Source organism: Methylibium sp. T29, from assembly GCF_000576205.1.
Lineage (GTDB): Bacteria > Pseudomonadota > Gammaproteobacteria > Burkholderiales > Burkholderiaceae_C > Methylibium > Methylibium petroleiphilum.
The window spans coordinates 1-20,663 of sequence record NZ_AZND01000048.1 but is presented as its reverse complement, the minus strand read 5'-3'; the positions used below and the strand labels follow the sequence as shown (position 1 = coordinate 20,663).

Annotated in this window: 17 protein-coding genes and 3 pseudogenes; 7 read left to right on the top strand and 13 right to left on the bottom strand. The window is 68.0% G+C overall.

Annotation, left to right across the window (positions count from 1 at the left end; genetic code table 11):
• Positions 1–1,511, top strand: a 1,511-nt coding sequence (locus x551_RS08565; RefSeq protein WP_036248168.1) for a PhoH family protein, incomplete at its 5' end; no start/stop codon positions are given.
• Between the two features lie 74 nt (positions 1,512–1,585).
• Positions 1,586–2,775 (top strand): annotated as a pseudogene (locus x551_RS08560) (acetyl-CoA C-acyltransferase family protein).
• Positions 2,776–2,832: 57 nt separating this feature from the next.
• On the opposite strand, the gene x551_RS08555 reads toward x551_RS08560, so the two are convergent.
• Entirely contained in the window at positions 2,833–3,198 is a 366-nt protein-coding gene (locus x551_RS08555) for a hypothetical protein (RefSeq protein WP_011829134.1), read from the bottom strand.
• 189 nt (positions 3,199–3,387) lie between these two features.
• Between x551_RS08555 and imuA the strand changes: the two genes are divergently transcribed.
• From imuA to x551_RS08540, 3 genes and pseudogenes are all read left to right on the top strand, one after another.
• Positions 3,388–4,176: a translesion DNA synthesis-associated protein ImuA gene (gene imuA, locus x551_RS25135; protein WP_051511915.1), complete on the top strand. Its 789-nt coding sequence runs from the start codon at positions 3,388–3,390 to the stop codon at positions 4,174–4,176.
• The gene (locus x551_RS08545; protein WP_036231699.1) at positions 4,106–5,596 is read left to right on the top strand and encodes a DNA polymerase Y family protein; all 1,491 of its coding nucleotides are present in this window, start codon (positions 4,106–4,108) and stop codon (positions 5,594–5,596) included. Before imuA ends, x551_RS08545 begins: the two co-directional genes overlap by 71 nt.
• A 4-nt stretch (positions 5,597–5,600) precedes the next feature.
• A pseudogene (locus x551_RS08540) lies at positions 5,601–8,899 on the top strand (error-prone DNA polymerase).
• Positions 8,900–8,926: 27 nt separating this feature from the next.
• On the opposite strand, the gene x551_RS08535 reads toward x551_RS08540, so the two are convergent.
• The 12 genes from x551_RS08535 to ppsA form a co-directional block, all read right to left on the bottom strand.
• The gene (locus x551_RS08535) at positions 8,927–9,121 is read right to left on the bottom strand and encodes a hypothetical protein (RefSeq protein WP_036231697.1); all 195 of its coding nucleotides are present in this window, start codon (positions 9,119–9,121) and stop codon (positions 8,927–8,929) included.
• Positions 9,121–9,444 carry a hypothetical protein gene (locus tag x551_RS08530; protein WP_036231695.1) on the bottom strand — a complete coding sequence of 108 codons (324 nt, stop codon included), beginning with the start codon at positions 9,442–9,444 and terminating at the stop codon, positions 9,121–9,123. The genes x551_RS08535 and x551_RS08530 overlap by 1 nt, the downstream gene beginning before the upstream one ends.
• Before the next feature lie 100 nt (positions 9,445–9,544).
• Positions 9,545–10,960 carry a replicative DNA helicase gene (gene dnaB, locus x551_RS08525; RefSeq protein WP_036231693.1) on the bottom strand — a complete coding sequence of 472 codons (1,416 nt, stop codon included), beginning with the start codon at positions 10,958–10,960 and terminating at the stop codon, positions 9,545–9,547.
• A 146-nt stretch (positions 10,961–11,106) separates the two neighbouring features.
• On the bottom strand, positions 11,107–11,559 hold the full coding sequence (gene rplI / locus x551_RS08520; protein WP_036231691.1) for a 50S ribosomal protein L9: 453 nt from the start codon (positions 11,557–11,559) through the stop codon (positions 11,107–11,109).
• 10 nt (positions 11,560–11,569) lie between these two features.
• On the bottom strand, positions 11,570–11,860 hold the full coding sequence (gene rpsR / locus x551_RS08515) for a 30S ribosomal protein S18 (RefSeq protein ID WP_011829127.1): 291 nt from the start codon (positions 11,858–11,860) through the stop codon (positions 11,570–11,572).
• Between the two features lie 30 nt (positions 11,861–11,890).
• Positions 11,891–12,190 carry a primosomal replication protein N gene (gene priB, locus x551_RS08510; protein WP_036231689.1) on the bottom strand — a complete coding sequence of 100 codons (300 nt, stop codon included), beginning with the start codon at positions 12,188–12,190 and terminating at the stop codon, positions 11,891–11,893.
• 34 nt (positions 12,191–12,224) lie between these two features.
• Positions 12,225–12,593: a 30S ribosomal protein S6 gene (gene rpsF / locus x551_RS08505; RefSeq protein WP_036231687.1), complete on the bottom strand. Its 369-nt coding sequence runs from the start codon at positions 12,591–12,593 to the stop codon at positions 12,225–12,227.
• 197 nt (positions 12,594–12,790) lie between these two features.
• The gene (locus tag x551_RS08500; protein WP_036248164.1) at positions 12,791–14,932 is read right to left on the bottom strand and encodes a sodium:solute symporter family protein; all 2,142 of its coding nucleotides are present in this window, start codon (positions 14,930–14,932) and stop codon (positions 12,791–12,793) included.
• Position 14,933: 1 nt separating this feature from the next.
• Complete coding sequence (locus tag x551_RS08495) at positions 14,934–15,191, bottom strand: DUF4212 domain-containing protein (RefSeq protein ID WP_036231685.1); 258 nt, start codon at positions 15,189–15,191, stop codon at positions 14,934–14,936.
• A 115-nt stretch (positions 15,192–15,306) separates the two neighbouring features.
• Positions 15,307–15,846, bottom strand: coding sequence for a tetratricopeptide repeat protein (locus tag x551_RS08490; protein ID WP_231497605.1), 540 nt, complete (start codon positions 15,844–15,846; stop codon positions 15,307–15,309).
• Between the two features lie 65 nt (positions 15,847–15,911).
• Positions 15,912–16,211: a hypothetical protein gene (locus x551_RS08485; protein WP_011829121.1), complete on the bottom strand. Its 300-nt coding sequence runs from the start codon at positions 16,209–16,211 to the stop codon at positions 15,912–15,914.
• A 186-nt stretch (positions 16,212–16,397) separates the two neighbouring features.
• Complete coding sequence (gene ppsA, locus x551_RS08480) at positions 16,398–18,803, bottom strand: phosphoenolpyruvate synthase (protein ID WP_036231683.1); 2,406 nt, start codon at positions 18,801–18,803, stop codon at positions 16,398–16,400.
• A 221-nt stretch (positions 18,804–19,024) separates the two neighbouring features.
• On the opposite strand from ppsA, the gene x551_RS08475 reads away from it, so the two are divergent.
• Both x551_RS08475 and x551_RS08470 read left to right on the top strand, forming a co-directional pair.
• Positions 19,025–19,843, top strand: coding sequence for a pyruvate, water dikinase regulatory protein (locus x551_RS08475; protein ID WP_011829119.1), 819 nt, complete (start codon positions 19,025–19,027; stop codon positions 19,841–19,843).
• Between the two features lie 31 nt (positions 19,844–19,874).
• Positions 19,875–20,663: pseudogene (locus tag x551_RS08470) on the top strand (ligase-associated DNA damage response exonuclease); the annotation flags it as partial.

Here is a 20,663-nt window from a genome sequence, read left to right as displayed (position 1 = left end):
GCACCGCTGCCACGCCGCGAGCAGTACAGGCCCCGGCGGCCGGCTACCTGCCGGTCAAGGCCATCAGCCGCGGCACCGCCACGGAACCGCGCCCGCGCAAGCCGCGCGCCAGCGGCCCGCCCAAGCTCTTCGTCCTGGACACCAACGTTCTGATGCACGACCCGATGTCGCTGTTCCGCTTCGACGAGCACGACGTCTACCTGCCGATGATCACGCTCGAGGAGCTCGACGGGCACAAGAAGGGCATGAGCGAGGTCTCGCGCAACGTGCGCCAGGTCAGCCGCGAGCTCGACGCACTGGCCGGCGGCGCCGACAGCGCGAAGTTCGATCCCGCAGCCGGCGTAGCGCTCGCGAAGACCGGTCACAAGGAGGCCGGAGGCACCCTGTTCTTCCAGACCACCTTCCTCGACGCCAAGCTGCCGGCCGGGCTGCCGCAGGGCAAGGCCGACAACCAGATCCTGGGCGTGGTGCAAGGCCTGCGCGAGCAGCACCCGACACGAGACGTGGTGCTGGTGTCCAAGGACATCAACATGCGCATCAAGGCCCGTGCGCTGGGCCTGCCGGCCGAGGACTACTTCAACGACAAGACGCTGGAAGACGGCGACCTGCTCTACACCGGTGTGCTGCCGCTGCCGGCCGACTTCTGGGAGCGCCACGGCAAGACCATGGAGAGCTGGCAGCAAGGCGGCTCCACGTTCTACCGCATCGCCGGGCCGCTGGTGCCGGTGCTGATGGTCAACCAGTTCGTCTACCTCGAGACCCCGGGCGCCGCACCGCTCTACGCGAAGGTCACCGAGATCACCGGCAAGACCGCGGTGCTGAAGACGCTGAAGGACTACTCGCATGCCAAGAACGCCATCTGGGGCGTGACCGCACGCAACCGCGAGCAGAACTTCGCGCTGAACCTGCTGATGGACCCGGACTGCGACTTCATCACCCTCACCGGCACCGCCGGCACCGGCAAGACGCTGATGACGCTGGCCGCCGGCCTGTCGCAGGTGATGGACGATCGCCGCTACAGCGAGATCATCGTGACCCGCGTGACCGTGCCGGTCGGCGAGGACATCGGCTTCCTGCCCGGCACCGAGGAAGAGAAGATGGGCCCGTGGATGGGCGCGCTCGACGACAACCTCGAGGTGCTGTCCAAGAATGACTCGGGCGCCGGCGAATGGGGCCGCGCCGCGACCAATGACCTGGTCCGCAGCAAGATCAAGATCAAGAGCCTGAACTTCATGCGCGGGCGCACCTTCCTGAACAAGTTCGTGCTGATCGACGAGGCGCAGAACCTGACGCCCAAGCAGATGAAGACGCTGATCACGCGCGCCGGGCCGGGCACGAAGATCGTCTGCCTGGGCAACCTGGCGCAGATCGACACGCCCTACCTCACCGAAGGCAGTTCGGGCCTCACCTTCGCGGTCGACCGCTTCAAGGGCTGGCCACACAGCGGCCACGTGATGCTGGCGCGCGGCGAACGCTCGCGGCTGGCCGATTACGCGTCGGACGTGTTGTAGGCCCACCTGCACGGGTAGGGGTGCCCGCGGGCGGCAGGCGCACAATTGATGCTCTGCACAAAAGGAGACCTGCGATGACCATTTCCCGAGACGTCTTCGTCGTCGGTGCCGCGCGCACCGCCATCGGCACCTACGGCGGCACGCTGAAGGACACGCCCCTGGCCGACCTGGCCACGCTGGCGGTCAGGACAGCGATCGAGCGCAGCGGCGCAGCGGCCGACAGCATTGGCCACCTGGCCATGGGCAACGTGATCCCGACCGAACCGCGCGACGCCTACCTGAGCCGCGTCGCCGCGATCAACGCCGGGCTGTCGAAGGAAACGCCGGCCTTCAACGTGAACCGCCTGTGCGGTTCGGGCCTGCAGGCCATCGTCTCGGCGGCGCAGTCGGTGCTGCTGGGTGACTGCGAGCTGGCCATCGGGGCCGGCGCCGAGTCGATGTCACGCGGCCCCTACCACGTGAACACGGCCCGCTGGGGCGCGCGCATGGGCGACACGGCCATGGTCGACTACACCGTCGGCATCCTGCACGACCCCTTCCACAAGATCCACATGGGCATCACCGCGGAGAACGTGGCCGAGCAGTTCGGCATCACCCGCAGCATGATGGACGAGCTGGCCGCCGAGAGTCACCACCGCGCCGCCAAGGCGATCGCCGAGGGCCGCTTCAAGAGCCAGATCGTGCCGGTCGAGATCGTCACCCGCAAGGGAACCGTGAGCTTCGACACCGACGAGCACGTGAAGGCCGACACCACGGTCGAAACGCTGGCCAAGATGAAGCCCGCGTTCAAGAAGGACGGCGGCCTGGTCACGGCCGGCAATGCCTCGGGTATCAACGATGGCGCGGCGGCCGTGGTGCTGGCCAGCGCCGAGGCTGTCAAGGCCGGGGGCCTGAAGCCGCTGGCACGCCTGGTGGCCTACGCCCATGCCGGCGTGGAGCCGAAGATCATGGGCATCGGCCGGTGCCAGCGACCCAACTCGCACTGAAGAAGGCCGGCCTCAAGGTGCAGGACCTCGATGTGATCGAGTCCAACGAAGCCTTCGCCGCGCAGGCCTGTGCCGTGGTGCGCGAGCTCGACCTCGATCCTGCCAAGGTCAACCCCAACGGCTCGGGCATCTCGCTCGGCCACCCGGTCGGCGCAACCGGCGTCATCATCACCACCAAGGCCCTGTACGAACTGCAGCGCACCGGCGGCCGCTACGCGCTGGTGACGATGTGCATCGGCGGCGGTCAGGGCATCGCCGCGATCTTCGAGCGCGTCTGAACCGCGCGCTCGGCGGATGAAGCCCAGAGGATGGGCTTCATCCGGCCCGGGCTTGCCTCAGCGGCGGAAGCCGCCGCTCTGCAGCACGAAGTACTGCGGGTTCAGGCCCTTCAGCGGCTCGCGCAGTTGCTCGATGTCGGCTGCTGTCGCGTGCACTTCGACCCGCGTCACTTCAGCGATCTTCAGTGCCTCGCCCAGCAGGGCACCGACATTTTCCAGGTGGGCCAGCAGGCCTGCTGCACCGTCATAGCCTTCGCGGCAGTGCGCCGCATCGCCATCGAAGCTGAAGGCGTAGTGCGCGCACTTGGGTTCGCTGCGTGTCTTCTCGATGAAGCGCGCGGTCAGCGCCTTGAACTCATCGAGCTTGCCGGGCGCCACCTTGAAATAAGGCGCGATGCTGCAGCAGGTGTCGGGGGTGCTCATCAATGTCTCCTGGGACAGGGGTGGTGCGAAATGCAAGCGCGAGCGTGCCGGCCTTCACCCTCGCCGCACACCGGATGAACCCGTAAGCCAATCCCGGGGGCCTCCGCCGACGGGGATCTGCATGGAGCGGAATCGCGCACATGGATACTGTATTTATGTACAGTATTCATCTCCGTCTGCTTCTCCGCCATGCTCTTCGACCCCGCCGCCACCGCACCGTCGCCACCGCCGCGCGGCCTGGCCTCCTTCATGGACCGCCCCGGGGCTGCGCTATGGCGGGCCGGCGTGCTGGCTCGGCCGCCGCTGCCGACCCTTTCCACCGGATGGCCGGCGCTCGACGAGCAGTTGCCTGGCGGAGGCTGGCCCGCGAGCGGCCTCACCGAACTGCTGGCCACGCCGGCCTGCGGCGAACTGACGCTGCTGGCACCTTGGCTGCGCAGTCTGGAGCAGCGCCAGGACACCGCGCGGGAGATGGTCTGGATCAACCCCCCGGGCTGGCCTTGCCTGAGCGCGCTGCAGGCCCTCGGCCTGGACGGCTCACGGCTGCTGTGCCTGGCGCCGCAGACAGCGATCGATGCCGCCTGGGCCGCCGAGCAGGCGGTGCGCGCCGGCAGCTGCGCCGCCGTGCTGTGGTGGAGCGAACGGCCGGTGACCCGCCCCACGCTGCGCCGCCTGCACCTGGCCGCGCAAGCGGGTCTCACGCCCTTGCTGAGCCTGCAGGCGCCCGCGGCCCGCTCGCTGAGCAGCCCGGCGCCGCTGCGCCTGGCCTGTCAACCGCTGCCGGGCCATGCCCTGGCCGTCGACGTGTTCAAGCGCCGCGGCCCGCCGATGGCCCGCCCCCTGCAGCTGGCCCTGCCCTGGCCGGCATCGGTGCGCCCCGCGTCGCCGCTCACTGGGAGTCCTCACGATGCTGTGGATCGCCCTCTACCTGCCCCAGCTGCCGCTGCAAGCTCTGCCCGGTTCGCACACCGGGCTTGAGGCCGCGCTGCCGGTGGCGGTGACCGAGCAGCACATGCTGCTCGGCGCCAACCGCGCGGCGCACGCCCTCGGGGTGCGGGCCGGGCAGAGCGTGGCCACGGCCTTGTCCCTGCTGCCGCAGCTCGTCGTGTTCCCGCGTGACCGGCCGCGCGAGGCCGCGCTGGTCGAGCGACTGGCCCTGGCGCTCGCTGCGCTCACGCCCCACCTGAGCCTCATTCCGGACGGGGTGCTGCTCGAAGTGCAGAGCACGCTGCGGCTGTTCGGCGGCATCCATGCGCTGCTGCACCGAGCACAAGCCCTGGCGCGCACGAGCGGGGTGCAGGTGCGGACGGGCTGTGCGCCCACCCCCGGCGCCGCCTGGCTGTTCGCCACCAGCGGCCTGGCCCGGCGACATGCACTGCAGGCCCGGAGCAGTGCGCAGCAGCTGGATCGGCTGCCGGTAGCGAGCCTGGCGCGTCTGCTGCCGCCCAGCCTCCACCAGAGCGAGTTGCTGCAGGCGCTGGGGATCCGGACCTTCGGGGCGCTGCGCGCGCTGCCACGTGCCGGTCTGCAGCGCCGGCTCGGCGTGGACCTGGGCCGGGCGCTCGACCGCTGCTATGGCGATGCCCCAGACCCGAGGCCGTGGTTCGTGCCGCCCGAGCACTTCCTGGCCCGACGCGAACTGCTGCAGCGCGCCGACGAGGCTGCGGTGCTGATGGCCGCCGTCGAGGCTCTGCTGCCGGCACTGCGCGGTTGGCTGCAGCTGCGCTGGCAGGCCGTCACGGTGCTGGCACTGAGACTGCGCCATGAGCACGGCCGCGAGCCCTGCCCCGACACCCGGCTGCGACTGCAGCTGTCGGCCCCGAGCCGCGACATCGCCCAGCTCGCGCTGCTGTGGCGCGAGCGCCTGCAGCGCCATGTGCTCGCCGCGCCGGTCTACGAGCTCGCGCTCGAACTGGAAGCCGCCGTGCCGCACGGCGGCACGCCTGGCGAGCTGCTGCCCGGACCAGGCCGGCAGGACGGCGAACACGCCGCGCTGCTTGACCGACTGACCGCGCGGCTGGGGAGTGATCACGTGCGGCGCTGGGTGCCGCGGGCCGATCACCGACCCGAGCACGCGCAGCGTGTCCGGTCGGTCGGCGAACCGCCCCCAGCGCCCTTTGCGACCACGGCGCCCGCTCCCACCGCCCCCCGACCACTCTGGTTGCTGCCGTTGCCGCTGCCGCTGGCCAGCGATGCCCTGGGCCGGCCGCGGCATGGTGGGCCCCTGCGGGTGTGCTCGCGGGCCGAGCGCATCGAGGCCGGCTGGTTCGACGGCGCGCTGGTGCGGCGCGATTACCACGTGGCCGAGGGCCCCGACCACCGGCTGCGCTGGATCTACCGCGAGCACCCCGGCGACGCCTCGTCGGGGGGCTGGTTCCTGCACGGCTGGTTCGGGTGAGACGATGCCGCAACCAGCCCATCCCAAGACGCCGCAGCCGGCATCGCCCCCGCCGCCGCCGCTGCACTGGACGCGACCCGGGCTGCCGGCCTACGCGGAGCTGCACTGCCGCTCGAACTTCAGCTTCCTGACCGGCGCCTCGCACCCGCAGGAGTTGGTGGAGCGCGCCGCCCAGCTCGGCTATGCGGCGATCGCGATCACCGACGAGTGCTCGGTGGCCGGCGTGGTGCGGGCGCATGCGGCGCTGAAGCGGCTGCGCGAGAACGGCAACCCGCCGTTGCCGGCCCTGATCATCGGTAGCGAGTTCACGCTCGCGGCCTCGCCCACCGCACCGGGCTGCCGCCTGGTGCTGCTGGCGAAGAACCGCGAAGGCTATGCCAGATCTGTGGTCTCATCACGCTCGGTCGCGGCCGCAGCGCCAAGGGGCACTACCAACTGAGCGTCGACGACCTCGATGCGCTGCTGGCCGGCCAGGGCCATGCCGCCGGCGTGCCCGACTGCCTGGCGCTGCTGATCCCACGCCGCGACGAGCCTCACGCCACCCTGCTCGCGCAGGCCCGTTGGCTGGCGGGCCGCTGCGGCGAGCGCGCCTCGATCGCGGTCGAGCTGCTGCGCTGGGCCGACGACGAGTCCTTCGTGGAGCGCCTGCTCGACGCATCGGCCGCCTCCGGCCTGCCACTGGCGGCGGCGGGCGACGTGCTGATGCACGTGCGCTCGCGCAAGCCGCTGCAGGACACGCTGACCGCGATCCGCCTGAAGCGCCGCGTCGCCGACTGCGGCTACGCGCTGATGCGCAACGCCGAGCAGCACCTGCGCTCGCGGCTGGCGCTGGCGCAGCTCTGCCGTCCCGAGTGGCTGCAGCGCAGCGTGGACCTCGCGCGGGCCTGCGACTTCTCGCTGGAGCAGCTGAAGTACGAGTACCCGGACGAGATCGTGCCGGTCGGCGAGACGGCCAGCAGCCACCTGCGGCGCCTGACCGAGGAAGGGGCCTGCGTGCGCTATCCCGGCGGGGTGCCCGGCACGGTGCAGGCGCAGATCGAACGCGAGTTCGCGCTGATCTTCCGCAAGCGCTACGAGGCCTTCTTCCTCACCGTGCACGACGTGGTGCGCTTCGCCCGCTCCAAGGGCATCCTGTGCCAGGGTCGCGGCTCGGCCGCCAATTCGGCGGTCTGCTACTGCCTGGGCATCACCGAGGTCGACCCGACGCAGACCCCGCTGCTGTTCGAGCGCTTCATCAGCGAGGAGCGTGGCGAGGCCCCCGACATCGATGTCGACTTCGAACACGAGCGGCGCGAGGAAGTCATCCAGTACATCTACGGCAAGTACGGCACGCACCGCACCGCGCTGGCAGCGGCGCTCTCGACCTACCGCGTGCGCGGCGCGGTGCGCGAGGTCGGCAAGGCGTTGGGGCTGGACGGGCAGCGCATCGACCGCCTCGCGAAGAGCCACCAGTGGTTCGACGGGCGTGCGGCGCTGCCCGCCCGGCTGGTCGAGGCCGGCTTCGATCCGGACGCCCCGGTCACCCGGCAGTGGCTGGCGCTGAGCGCCGCGCTGATCGGCTTTCCGCGGCACCTGTCGCAGCACGTCGGCGGATTCGTCATCGCGCGGGACGCGTTGTCACGCCTGGTGCCGATCGAGAAAGCCGCGATGAAGGACCGCCGCGTGATCCAGTGGGACAAGGACGATCTCGAGTCGCTGGGGCTGCTGAAGGTCGACGTGCTGGCGCTGGGCATGCTGAGCGCGCTGAAGCGCGCGCTCGCGCTGATCACCGACTGGCGCGGCCCACCGCCCGGCGCCAACGGCGGCGCACCCACATCCCCGTCATGGCGGATGCAGGACATTCCGCGCGAGGACATCGCCACCTACGAAATGATCCAGAAAGCCGACACCGTGGGCGTGTTCCAGATCGAGAGCCGAGCCCAGCAGAGCATGCTGCCCCGGTTGAAGCCCCGCAAGTTCTACGACTTGGTGGTCCAGGTCGCGATCGTGCGGCCGGGCCCGATCAGTGGCGGCATGGTGCATCCCTACCTGAAGCAACGCGAGTTGGAGCACCAAGGCCAGCGACCACCGCCTCGCTATAAGGAGCTGGAGGACGCACTCGAGCGAACGCTCGGCATCCCGATCTTCCAGGAGCAGGTGATGCAGATCTGCATGATCGCGGCCGATTTCAGCGGCGGCAATGCCGACGAACTGCGCCGCGCGATGGCGGCCTGGAAACGCAAGGGCGGCTTGCAGCAATTCCACCAGCGCATCGTCGGTCGCATGGTGGAAAAGAACTACGACCGCGAGTTCGCGGAGCGCATCTTCGAGCAGATCAAGGGCTTCGGCGAGTACGGCTTCCCGGAGAGCCACGCCTACAGCTTCGCGCTGCTGGCCTACCTGAGCGCCTGGCTCAAGTGCCACGAGCCGGCGATCTTCCTGGCCGCGCTGCTGAACTCGCAACCGATGGGCTTCTACGCACCGTCGCAGCTGGTCCAGGACGCACGGCGCCACGCGGTCGAAGTGCGCCCGGTCGACGTGGGCCATAGCGGCTGGGACTGCACGCTCGAGCCGGCGTCACCGGGCAGCACGCCCTGCGCGGCACGCTCGCTGCAGCCCGCCGTACGCCTGGGGCTGCGCCTCGTCTCTGGCTTCAGCGAGGCGGCCGCCGACCGCATCGTGGCTGCCCGCGCTGTGTCGACATTCGCCAGCCTCGACGACCTGGCGCGGCGCGCCGGGCTCGATCCCCAGGCCCTGCAGGTGCTGGCCCGCGCCGACGCACTGCAGAGCCTGGCCGGCCACCGCCGGCAACAGGCGTGGCATGCGAGTGGCCAGCCCCGCCGCACCGCCCTGCTCGCCGACGCGCCGCATCGCGAAGACCCTCTCGTCCTGCCCGCGCCGCCCGAGGCCGAGGAGATCACGCTCGACTACGCCAGCACCCAGCTCACGCTGCGCCGCCATCCGCTGGCGCTGCTGCGTCCGCGACTCGTACAGCGTGGCTGGCGCAACGCGCGGGAGCTCGGCGCCCTGAAGGATGGCTGCCGCGTCTGGGCCTGCGGCATCGTCGTCGGCCGCCAGCAGCCCGAGACCGCCAAGGGCACGATCTTCGTCACGCTGGAAGACGAGACCGGCTCGGTCAACGTGATCGTCTGGAAGGGCGTGCGCGAGCGCTTCCGCCAGGCGCTGCTCGCCTCACGCCTGCTGGCCGTGGCCGGGGAATGGCAGCGCTCGCCGGAAGGCGTGACGCACCTGCTGGCGCGGCGACTGGTCGACATGACGCCCTGGCTGGGCCGGCTGGCGACGAGTTCGCGCGATTTCCACTGACGGTCGCGCCGGTCGCGCGGCCGAGGCTCAGTCGTTCTTCAACCGCTTCACGACCGCAGCCGTGGTCAGCAGTTCGAGCTGGGCTTCGAGCCGGATCACGCGGCCGGTCAGGTCCTCGATCTTCTGCTGCTGCAGCTTCATCGCGTCGGACTGCCGGTTGACCTTGTCCTCGAGCTTGATCATCGAGGTGAGCGCGCCCCAGACGCGGTCGGTGACGCCCATCAGGCGGCCTTGCGCACCGCTGCCCGGCCGGCGGCTGGTTTCGGCGAGCGGGACGCCTTCGCCTCCATCGCGGCGATGCGCTTGTTGCTCGCCTCGATAAAGCTCAGTGCATCGTCGATGGCGGCGCCGGCGCGATCGGCAGCATCGCGCGCGGCATCGGCCAGTACGCCCAGTTCCTGGTCCGCTTCCTTGGCCTCGTAGGCGAAGGCGCCGCGGCGCATCAGTTCCGACACGGGCAGATCCAGACGCTTCGCCTTGGCGGCGATCGCCTTCTTGTCCTGCGAGGTTGCCTGCACCACGATGCGTTCGACGGCTGCGGCCATGTCGTCTCTCCCGATCGGGGCCCCTTGCCCCTGTCCATGGACAGCGTATGTACATGGGGGCCGACTGTCAAGCCGCCCACCCTGAAACCCCGCCCGGGCGTCAGTAGTCGCTGCCGCTGCTGCCCGGCGCGAGGTTGTCGAACTTGGTCAGGGGCTTCAGGAAGGTGAGCTTCACCGTGCCGACCGGGCCGTTACGCTGCTTGCCGATGATGATCTCGGCAACACCAGGCTCCTTGGTGTCCTTGTTGTAGTACTCGTCGCGGTAGATGAACATGATGACGTCGGCATCCTGCTCGATCGCGCCCGACTCGCGCAGGTCGCTCATCATCGGTCGCTTGTCGGTGCGCGTCTCGACGCTGCGGTTGAGCTGCGACAGCGCGATCACCGGGCACTTCAGTTCCTTGGCCAGTGACTTCAGGCCGCGCGAGATCTCGCCGATCACGGTGGCGCGGTTCTCCTCGTTCGAGCTGGAGCCGCTCATCAGCTGCAGGTAGTCGACCACGATCAGGCCGAGCTGGCCGCACTGGCGCGCCTGACGGCGGGCGCGGGCGCGCAGTTCGCTCGGCGTCAGCGCCGCGCTCTCGTCGATGAAGACGCTGGCCTTGCCGAGCTTGTCGACCGCCTCGGTCAGACGCCCCCACTCGTCATCACGCAGCCGGCCGGTGCGCAGCCCCGACTGGTCGATGCGGCCGAGCGAACCCACCATCCGCAACGCCAGCTGGGAGGCGCCCATTTCCATCGAGAACACCACCACCGGCAGGCCTTCCTGCACCGCGACGTGCTCGCCGATGTTGAGCGCGAACGCGGTCTTGCCCATCGACGGGCGCGCCGCCAGCACGATCAGGTCGCCCGGCTGCAGGCCGGCGGTCATGCGGTCGAGGTCGTAGAAGCCGGTACGCACGCCGGTCACTTCCTCGGCGCCGTTCTCGGCCAGTTCGGTCACGCGGTCGATCAGCTGCACGACCAGGGTGTCCATGCCCTGGAAGCCCTGCTTGGTGCGCGAGCCGGCCTCGCCGATCTTGAAGATCTTGCCCTCGGCCTCGTCGAGGATCTCGGAGACCGCGCGACCGCGCGGGTTGAAGGCGTTGGTGGCGATCTCATCGCTGGTGGCGACCAGGTCGCGCAGGATCTTGCGCTCGCGCACGATCTCGGCATAGCGGCGCAGGTTGGCCGCGCTCGGCACGCTCTGCGCGAGCTGGTTCAGGTAGGCCAGCCCGCCCACCTCCTCGGCCTTGCCGAGCGACTGCAGCTGCTCGTAGACGGTGATCACGTCGGCCGGCTTGCTGGCGTTGATCAGCTTGCCGATGGCACCGTAGATCAACTGGTGCTCGTGGCGGTAGAAATCGCCGTCGTTCAGCAGGTCGCCGGCCCGGTCCCAGGCGCCGTTGTCGATCAGCAGCCCCCCCAGCACGCTCTGCTCGGCCTCGATGGATTGCGGCGGGATGCGCAGTCGGGCGACCTCGTCGTCGCCGCGGGCGTCAGGGCGCGCGCCGCCCCCGGAGAAAATGGCTGACATCGTTCAATCTTATGCCGGTCGCCGACCCGCCGTTGTGGGCAAGTCTGTGGAAATCCGGTGGGTGGCCTGGGGGCGGCGCTGTACAGGCGCCGCCGCAAAAACAAAGGCCGGCGAATGCCGGCCTTCGTCGCGAGCGGACAGAAGACTCAGTCGGTCTCGCCGACCACCGTCACGTTCACGTCGACCACCACGTCGGTGTGCAACGCCACCGTCACCGGGTGCTCGCCCACGGTCTTCAGCGGACCGTTGGGCAGACGCACCTGGGACTTCACGACCTTGAAGCCGGCCTTGCCCAGCGCTTCGGCGATATCGTGGTTGGTGACCGAGCCGAACAGGCGGCCATCGACGCCGGCCTTCTGCGTGATGCTGATGGTCTTGCCGTTGAGCTTCTCGCCCTCGGCCTGGGAGGCGGCCAGCTTCGCAGCCGCAGCCTTTTCCAGTTCGATGCGCTTGGCTTCGAATTCCTTGACCGCCGCTTCGGTGGCACGACGTGCAGCACCGCTGGGGATCAGGAAATTGCGTGCGTAGCCGTCCTTGACCTTGACGACCTCACCGAGGTTGCCGAGGTTGGCCACCTTCTCGAGCAGGATGATTTGCATGGTGGGCTCCTCAGGACTTGTGCTGGTCGCTGTACGGCAGCAGGGCCAGGAAGCGGGCGCGCTTGATGCAGGTCGACAGCTGACGCTGGAAGAAGGCACGCGTGCCGGTCAGGCGGGCGGGCGTGATCTTGCCGTTCTCGGCGATGAAGTCGCGCAGCGTGTCGACATCCTTGTAGTCGATCTCGGTGACGCCGGTGACCGTGAAGCGGCAGAAGCGCTTGCGACGGAACAGCAGCGATTGGGTGTTGCGCTTCGGGCGCTTGTCCTTGCCGAAACGGCCTTTACCACGGGGCGGGGGCATAGTGAACTCCTGAAATCTGAAACGGGTTGCTCAAAGCGAAGCGGGCTGGGCGTCGAATTCGGTGATGTGCAGCAGCACGCCCTTGCCGTTGCGGTGGGACCCGAGGAATCCGGCGAACCCGGCGGTGTCTCCCACCGCCAGCTTGCCGAGCTGCTCGGCCACCGCCCCGATCCCCACAGCCCGGATCTCCAGGGAGACCCGGCGCGGGTGCCCGGCTTCCGTCACTTGCGACTCGTGCCTCAGGCTCAAGTCGAGTGCCGGCAAACCGGCGGGCGTGTAGCGCATCACGCCCCGCTCCACCAACTGCGCCTGAAGAACCACGCGGTTCATGCAGGCGCCTGCGGCAGGCAGGGCTTCACCGGAATCAGGCAGCGGCTTCCTGCGACTGCGGCGCCTTGCGCGATTCCTCGCGCTCGACGGCCTTCATCATGATCGAGGGCGCGGTCTCGGCCTTGCTCTTGACCACCGTGAGGTGGCGCAGTACGGCGTCGTTGAACTTGAAGCCGGTCTCGAGCTCGAGCAGCGTTTCCTTGCTGCACTCGATGTTGAGGCACAGGTAGTGCGCCTTCGCGAGCTTGTTGATCAGGTAGGCCAGTTGGCGGCGACCCCAATCCTCGACGCGGTGCACCTTGCCACCGGCAGCGGTGACCAGGCCCTTGTAGCGTTCCAGCATGGCCGGAACCTGCTCGCTTTGATCCGGGTGGATCAGCAGGACGATTTCGTAATGACGCATCGGTACTCCTTGTGGATGTCCGCTTTGCGGCCGTGCAGGCACGGTGACCGGTCGGCGGGGAAGCCGCCCCCTAGCGTCAACAAGGGGTGCGGCAAGGTGAGCCAAAGATTATAGCCGCATCAATGGAAACGGCCCCCGTTGCCGGGGGCCGCCAGTGAGCCGTGGCGGGCCGGCCCGGAGGCCGGCCCCACGGGGCCTCAGGTACCCAGGCTCTTCACCGTGTCGCCGCGCAGGTTCGGATAGCGGACATGCTCGATCAGCTCCTGCACCTTCTGGTTCGGTGCCGGCGTGAACAGGCTGACGATGATGATGACCGCGAAGCCCACAGGTACACCGAACAGACCCGCCGAGATCGGTTGAATCCCAAACCAGAGGCTGACAGGATCTGTGATGCCGAAAATGCCACGCAGCCAAGGCTGGTTATGAGCCATGTAGTACATGGTCGTTCCCAGGCCCAGAATCATCCCGAGAACAGCACCGGCGCTGGAAGCACGCTTCCAGAAGATGCCAAGCACCAGGGCCGGGAAGAAGCCCGCCGCGGCGAACGAGAACGCCGCCGACACCAGGAACAGGATGTCCGCCGGCTTCTGCGAGGCCACGTAGGCCGCCGCCAGCGCCACGACCAGCAACAAGATCTTCGAGACCGTGACGCGACGGGAGGTCGACGCGTTCGGATCGATCATCTTGTAGTACAGATCGTGCGACAGCGCGTTGGCGATCGTCAGCAACAGACCGTCCGCGGTCGACAGCGCCGCCGCCAGACCACCCGCGGCCACCATGCCCGACACAACGTACGGCAGGCCACCGATTTCCGGCGTGGCCAGCACGATGATGTCGCCGCCGATCTTCATCTCGGACAGTTGGAAGATGCCGTCCTTGTTGATATCAGCTACCGACATCAGCGTCGGGTCGACCCGCGCCCAGTTGGAGATCCACGCAGGCAACTGGTCGAATGGTGTGCCGACGAGGTTGTTGAACACCTCGAACTTCACCAGCACGGCCAGCGCCGGCGCGGTGAAGTACAGCAGGAAGATGAAGAACAGCGACCAGGTCACCGACTCGCGCGCCTCCTTGACCGAGGGCGTCGTGTAGTAGCGCATCAGGATGTGCGGCAGAGACGCCGTACCGACCATCAGGCAGAACACCAGCGCCAGGAAGTTGCGACGCGACTCGTCGAAGGTCTTCTTGGCCTTCTCGTCCCCGTTCGGATCTCCTGCATAGATCTGCGCATGATTCGGCATGCCATTCAACGGTTTGGCGCGCGCCTCGTTGGCGGTCTTCGCCGCGGTGTAGGCTTTCCGTGCATCAGCTTCGCTCGCAGGCAGAGAACCGACAACCTTCTCGGCGGCTTGCACATCCGCGAGAGGGGCATTGGCCGCCTTGAGTTCGGCCAGCTTCTGTTCAGCCGAGGCCTTGTCGGCCGCCATCGCTGCGGGAACGTCCTTGAGCTTCTCCGCTGCTGCATCAGCTCGCTGCTTGAAGATGCCGACGACCTCCAGCTCCTTGGGGTCAACGCGCAGTTCGTCTCCTCGCTTCGAAACCTTCTCCAGCTGGTATCCGTAAATAGCCTGCGGGATCGGAACGCCAGTTTGTTTCACCGACAGCCATACCACCGGGATCATGTACGCAATGATCAGGATGATGTACTGAGCGACTTGCGTCCAGGTGACTGCACGCATGCCGCCGAGGAAGGAGCACACCAGGATGCCGCCGAGGCCGACGAACACGCCGATCTCGAACGCCAGCCCGCTCAGGCGTGCCGTGATCAGCCCCACGCCGTAGATCTGCGCGACCACGTAGGTGAACGAGCACAGGATGGCGGCGAAGATGCCGATGAACCGGGCCAGGTTGCCGCCGTAGCGTTCACCCAGGAAGTCGGGAATGGTGAACTGGCCGAACTTGCGCAGGTAGGGCGCAAGGAACAGCGCCACCAGGCAGTAGCCGCCGGTCCAACCCATGATGAAGGCCAGGCCACCGTAGCCGGTGAGGTACAGCGTGCCGGCCATGCCGATGAACGAGGCGGCCGACATCCAGTCGGCACCGGTGGCCATGCCGTTGTAGACCGCCGGCACGCGGCGACCTGCCACGTAGTACTCGGCCGCATCGGTGGTGCGGCTCATGATGCCGATGCCGGCATACAGGGCCACGGTGGCCAGCAGGAAGATGAAGCCGATGTAGCTGCGCGGCAGCCCCATCTGCTCCAGCACCGCCAGCACGATCACGAAGGCGATGAAGCCGCCGGTGTACCAGGTGTAGACCTTGTTCAGTTGCGACTTGAAGGCCGCATTGGCAGCGCGACCGCTACCCGCGGCGGCGCCATTCGGTGTGATGCCTGCCATGTCAGTCCTCCTCGGCAACGCCGTGTTCTTGATCGAGGCGATTCATCGTCCTGGCGTAGACCCAGATGATGATCAGGTAGATGATCAGCGAGCCCTGCGCCGCCATGTAGAAGCTGAAGGGCCAGCCGAAGAACGAGAAGCTGAGTTCTCGAGCGAAGTACGCCATCACGAATGTCGCTACAAACCAGATCGCCAGCAGGATCGAGGTGAGCCTGAGGTTCTTCTGCCAGTAGAGACGCTGCTGTTCAGTCACCTGCATTGCTGCGCTCCTGTCCTTGATGTCTCCAACCCCGTCGGGGGGTCACCGGTCTTGCGGATGCCACCATCCCTCGCGTTCTTCGACGCGATGCCTGCCGCCCGTGGACGGGCGCTTTTCAGTGCCCGCCAGCCGGCGAGCCGAGCAGTCCGGTTTCCCGCTCGAGCTGAGCGGCCACCTTGGGCTCGAACCCCTGGAGATGGCGAATGATCTTCGCCGCCTCCTCGGGTTGCTGACGATCGACATGCACCCGCGCGAGCTGGTACCAGCCGTGTGGGCTCATGGGCTGCAGTTCGGTGTTTCGCTTCAACGCGGCGACGGCCTCGTCGTAGCGGTGCTGACGGATCAGCACCAGACCCAGTCCGTACCAGGCCCTGTCGAGCTTGGACTCGAGTTCGAGCGAGCGGCGGAATGCCTGTTCGGCCTCGTCGAGGCGACCCTGCTGCTCCAGCAGGAAGCCGAGATTGAACCAGGCATGGGCATGCTCGGGTTGTGCGTCGAGCAGGCGGCGGAAATCGGCCATCGCTGCATCCGCCCGCCCGGCCTGAGCCAGCACATGCGCCCGGCTCGCGAGCGCATAGGCGTCGTCGGGCCACAGGCCCAGCATCTCGTCGAAGGTCTCGAGCGCCGCGTCACGCCGATTGACGACGAGCAGCATCTGCGCACGCCACTTGAGCAGCAGGTGGCGCCACCACCCGGCGCGGCGCGGCGCAGTCGTCGTATTCACTGGCACAGCCCCTGGCCCGGCGCCGCCCGGCAGAGGCTGACCTTCTCGATCACCATGAACACCCAGATCCACGCGAGCGCGATGAAGGTCAGCAGCGGGATGTGGCGGTCGATCACCAGCTTCGGCGTGATGGCGCGGAACGCAGTGGTGAAGGGGCGGGTCAGGCCGTTCAGCAACTGATAGAAGAAATTCTGTTCGCGCTTGGCGCCCGCCAAGACGCCGAGCAGCCAGCGTCCGGCCAGTGCGCACAGGGCGATCTCGGCGATGAGCTTGATCGATGCGATGAACAGCAGCATGGGGCCTCGTAACGGTTCCTTTCATTGTGAAATAGCGCCTTACGCGATGCTGACGAAACCTGACGATGCTCTGATATGCCCTGTCAGGACTTACCCGAAGCTTGGCGCACGCAAAACGGCAAACGGCCCCGATCGGGGCCGTTCCGAGGTCCGGGGCTCAGCCCGCGGACTTGCAGCGTGCAGAACTCAGCGCTTGGCGAGACGCTGCCAGGTGTCGACCACCGTGTCGGGGTTCAGCGAGATCGACACGATGCCCTCGGCCGCCAGCCAGTCGGCGAAGTCGGGGTGGTCGCTGGGCCCCTGGCCGCAGATGCCGATGTACTTGCCGGTGGCACGGCACGCGGTGATGGCTCGCGAGATCATGGCCTTGACGGCCGGGTCGCGCTCGTCGAAGTCGGCCGCCAGCAGTTCGAGCCCGGAGTCGCGGTCCAGTCCGAGCGTGAGCTGGGTCAGGTCGTTCGAACCGATCGACATGCCGTCGAAGTGCGCGAGGAACTGGTCGGCCAGGATGGCGTTGCTCGGCACCTCGCACATCATGATGACCTTGAGGTCGTCGCTGCCGCCGGCCGCCGCGCGCTTGAGCCCGTGCTCGGCCAGCATGCCCACCACGCGCTCTGCCTGCTTCACCGTGCGCACGAACGGCACCATGATCTCGACGTTGGTCAGGCCCATTTCCTGGCGCACACGCTTGAGCGCCTCGCACTCCATCGCGAAGGCTTCGCCGAATTCGCTGCTGATGTAGCGCGACGCGCCACGGAAGCCCAGCATCGGGTTCTCTTCCTCGGGCTCGTAGCGCGAGCCACCGATCAGCTTCTTGTACTCGTTCGACTTGAAGTCGCTCAGGCGCACGATGACCGGCTTGGGCCAGAACGCGGCGGCGATCGTCGCGATGCCCTCGGCCAGCTTGTCCACGTAGAAGGCGCGCGGCGAGGCGTGGCCGCGGGCCACGCTCTCGACGGCCTTCTTGAGGTCGGCATCGACATTCGGGTAGTCGAGGATCGCCTTCGGGTGCACGCCGATGTTGTTGTTGATGATGAACTCGAGCCGCGCCAGGCCGACGCCGGAGTTGGGCATCTGCGCGAAGTCGAATGCGAGCTGAGGGTTGCCGACGTTCATCATGATCTTGACCGGGCAGTACGGCAGCTCGCCGCGCTGCACGTCGCTGATCTCGGTCTCGAGCAGCCCGTCGTAGATGTAGCCGGTGTCACCCTCGGAGCAAGCCACGGTGACCAGCGCACCGTCCTTCAGCGTCTCGGTCGCGTCGCCGCAACCCACCACCGCCGGGATGCCGAGCTCGCGCGCGATGATCGCCGCATGGCAGGTGCGCCCGCCGCGGTTGGTGACGATGGCGCTGGCGCGCTTCATCACCGGCTCCCAGTTCGGGTCGGTCATGTCGGTGACCAGCACGTCGCCGCTCTGCACCTGGTCCATCTCGGCCAGGCTGTGCACGATGCGCACCGGGCCGGTGCCGATCTTCTGGCCGATCGCGCGACCCTCGGCCAGCACGGTGCCCGAGCCCTTGAGCTTGTAGCGCTGCTCGACCTTGCCCTCGGCCTGACTCTTCACGGTTTCCGGACGGGCCTGCAGGATGTAGAGCTGCCCATCGCCGCCGTCCTTGCCCCACTCGATGTCCATCGGGCGGCCGTAGTGCTCCTCGATGATCAGCGCGTAGCGGGCGAGTTCGGTCACGTCGGCGTCGGACAGCGAGTAGCGGTTGCGCTGCTCGGTCGCCGTGTCCACGGTCTTGACGAGCTTGCCGCTGGCCGCCTTTTCCTGCGGCGTGGCGAACTCCATCTTGATCAGCTTGGAGCCGAGGTTGCGGCGGATCACCGCCAGCTTGCCGGCCTTCAGCGCCGGCTTGTGCACGTAGAACTCATCCGGGTTCACGGCACCCTGCACCACCGTCTCGCCCAGGCCGTAGCTCGAGGTGATGAAGACCACGTCCTTGAAGCCGGACTCGGTGTCGATCGTGAACATCACGCCGGCCGCGCCGAGGTCGGAGCGCACCATGCGCTGCACGCCGGCCGACAGCGCCACGTCGGCGTGCGCAAAGCCCTTGTGCACGCGGTAGCTGATGGCGCGGTCGTTGTAGAGGCTGGCGAACACCTCCTTCATCTTGTGCAGCACGTCCTCGATGCCGACGACGTTCAGGAAGGTCTCCTGCTGGCCCGCGAAGCTGGCGTCGGGCAGATCCTCGGCGGTGGCCGAAGAACGCACCGCGAACGAGGCGCCGGGGTTGCCGGCGGTGAGCTGCGAAAACTCGGTCGCGATCGCGTCCTGCAGGTCGGCCGGGAACGGCTGCGCTTCAACCCAACCGCGGATCTCGGCACCGGCCTCGGCCAGTGCCCGCACGTCGTCCGTGTTCAGCGCCGACAGCCGCGCGTTGATCTTGTCGACCAGCCCGCCGTGCTTGAGGAACTGCCGGAAGGCGTGCGCCGTGGTCGCGAAGCCGCCGGGCACCCGCACGCCGGAGGCCGCGAGCTGGCTGATCATCTCGCCGAGGCTGGCGTTCTTGCCGCCAACCGCGTCGACGTCGGTCATTCTCAGTCGTTCGAACGGGACGACCAGGGCGGTCGCATCAAAGCTGGACATGGGAAAACTCCGTGATGTGATGAAACCGGGGCGCACCGTTGCGGCCACCGAGGCTTCCAGTCGGCCGCGCTCACGCCTGTTCGTCTTGTTCTCGGCGCGGGGCTCATGACTGGAGTCGGATGCTGAAGGGCCAGGTGCAAACTGGTTTAGATTGTACGGTCCCCGTTGCAATCGTTTCCCCTGACGGCCACCCCTAAAGCGCGCCGCGCTCCTTCTTCCCCATGCCAAATCGCACAGTGTTCTTCGTTTCGGACGGCACCGGCATCACCGCCGAGACCTTCGGCAACTCCATCCTGGCGCAGTTCTCGGCCAAGCCCCGCCACGTGCGCCGGCCCTTCATCGACACCCCCGACAAGGCCTACCAGGTGGTGCGCGAGATCAACGACACCGCCGGACGCGAGGGCAAGCGACCGATTGTCTTCATCACGCTGATCGACACCGAGGTGCGCGGCATCATCCGCAGCGCCCACTGCCTGGTGCTGGACATGCTGGGCACCTTCGTCGAGCCGCTCGAGGCTGAATTCGGCATCAAGTCCAACCACCGCGTCGGCCGCTTCGACGACATCTCAAAGAGTCAGGAGTACACCGATCGCATCGAGGCGATCAACTTCTCGCTCGCCCATGACGACGGCCAGTCGTCCAAGAACCTCGACATCGCCGACGTGATCCTGGTCGGCGTCAGCCGCTCCGGCAAGACGCCGACCTCGCTCTACCTGGCGATGCAGCACGGCATCAAGGCGGCCAATTACCCGCTGATCCCCGAGGACTTCGACCGCGGCGCCCTGCCCTCCGCGCTGGTGCCGCACAAGAAGAAGTGCTTCGGCCTCACGATCGCGCCAGAGCGCCTGCGCGAGATCCGCCACGAGCGGCGCCCCAACAGCAAGTACGCCTCGCTCGAGAACTGCCGCCTGGAGGTGTCGGCGGCCGAGTCGATGATGGGCCGCGAGGGCATCGCCTGGCTCAGCTCGACGCACAAGTCGATCGAGGAAATCGCCACCACCATCCTGCGCGACATCCGGCCGGACCGGCTGATCTACTGAGCCGCGCCGCCATGGCTGGCCTCGGGGTGCCATGAGCGATCTGGTCGTCGTGCGCAAGGAGGGGCTGTACTGCGCCGCCGGCGACTTCTACATCGACCCGTGGCGGCCGGTGGCCCGCGCCGTGCTGACCCACGCGCACGCCGACCACGCCCGCCGGGCACGGCCGCTACCTCGCGGCGCGCGCGGGCGCGACGCTGGTGCGCACGCGGCTGGGCGATGTGAGCCTCGACACGCTCGAGTACGGCGAACGCATCACGCACCATGGCGTGACGCTGTCGCTGCACCCCGCCGGCCACGTGCTCGGCTCGGCCCAGGTACGACTCGAGCACCGTGGCGACGTGTGGGTGGTCTCGGGCGACTACAAGCTCGCGCCGGACGCGAGCTGCGCACCGTTCGAACCGCTGCGCTGCGACACCTTCGTCACCGAATCGACCTTCGGCCTGCCGATCTACCACTGGGACCCGCCGGCGAAGGTGTTTGACGGTGTCGAGCACTGGTGGCGAGACAACGCCGACGCGGGCCAGGCCAGCGTGCTGTATTGCTATGCGCTCGGCAAGGCGCAACGCGTGCTGCTCGGCGTCGACGCCTCGATCGGCCCCATCGTCTGCCATGGCGCGGTGCAGACGCTCAACGACGCCTATCGTGCCGCCGGCGTGGCGCTGCCGCCCACGATCACGGTCGACCAGGTCGGTGACCCCGCCGACCTGCGGCGCGCGCTCGTGCTGGCCCCACCCTCGGCGGCCGGCTCGCCGTGGCTGAAGCGCTTCGGCGAGTTCCGCGACGCTTTCGCGAGCGGCTGGATGCGCCTGCGCGGCACGCG

Excerpts from the sequence above, each read along its gene's own strand:
- x551_RS08555 (WP_011829134.1), bottom strand. The coding sequence starts at position 3,198 with ATGAGCACCCCCGACACCTGCTGCAGCATCGCGCCTTATTTCAAGGTG.
- imuA (WP_051511915.1), top strand. The coding sequence starts at position 3,388 with ATGCTCTTCGACCCCGCCGCCACCGCACCGTCGCCACCGCCGCGCGGC.
- x551_RS08545 (WP_036231699.1), top strand. The coding sequence starts at position 4,106 with ATGCTGTGGATCGCCCTCTACCTGCCCCAGCTGCCGCTGCAAGCTCTG.
- x551_RS08535 (WP_036231697.1), bottom strand. The coding sequence starts at position 9,121 with ATGGGCGTCACCGACCGCGTCTGGGGCGCGCTCACCTCGATGATCAAG.
- x551_RS08530 (WP_036231695.1), bottom strand. The coding sequence starts at position 9,444 with ATGGCCGCAGCCGTCGAACGCATCGTGGTGCAGGCAACCTCGCAGGAC.
- dnaB (WP_036231693.1), bottom strand. The coding sequence starts at position 10,960 with ATGTCAGCCATTTTCTCCGGGGGCGGCGCGCGCCCTGACGCCCGCGGC.
- rplI (WP_036231691.1), bottom strand. The coding sequence starts at position 11,559 with ATGCAAATCATCCTGCTCGAGAAGGTGGCCAACCTCGGCAACCTCGGT.
- rpsR (WP_011829127.1), bottom strand. The coding sequence starts at position 11,860 with ATGCCCCCGCCCCGTGGTAAAGGCCGTTTCGGCAAGGACAAGCGCCCG.
- priB (WP_036231689.1), bottom strand. The coding sequence starts at position 12,190 with ATGAACCGCGTGGTTCTTCAGGCGCAGTTGGTGGAGCGGGGCGTGATG.
- rpsF (WP_036231687.1), bottom strand. The coding sequence starts at position 12,593 with ATGCGTCATTACGAAATCGTCCTGCTGATCCACCCGGATCAAAGCGAG.
- x551_RS08500 (WP_036248164.1), bottom strand. The coding sequence starts at position 14,932 with ATGGCAGGCATCACACCGAATGGCGCCGCCGCGGGTAGCGGTCGCGCT.
- x551_RS08495 (WP_036231685.1), bottom strand. The coding sequence starts at position 15,191 with ATGCAGGTGACTGAACAGCAGCGTCTCTACTGGCAGAAGAACCTCAGG.
- x551_RS08490 (WP_231497605.1), bottom strand. The coding sequence starts at position 15,846 with ATGCTGCTCGTCGTCAATCGGCGTGACGCGGCGCTCGAGACCTTCGAC.
- x551_RS08485 (WP_011829121.1), bottom strand. The coding sequence starts at position 16,211 with ATGCTGCTGTTCATCGCATCGATCAAGCTCATCGCCGAGATCGCCCTG.
- ppsA (WP_036231683.1), bottom strand. The coding sequence starts at position 18,803 with ATGTCCAGCTTTGATGCGACCGCCCTGGTCGTCCCGTTCGAACGACTG.
- x551_RS08475 (WP_011829119.1), top strand. The coding sequence starts at position 19,025 with ATGCCAAATCGCACAGTGTTCTTCGTTTCGGACGGCACCGGCATCACC.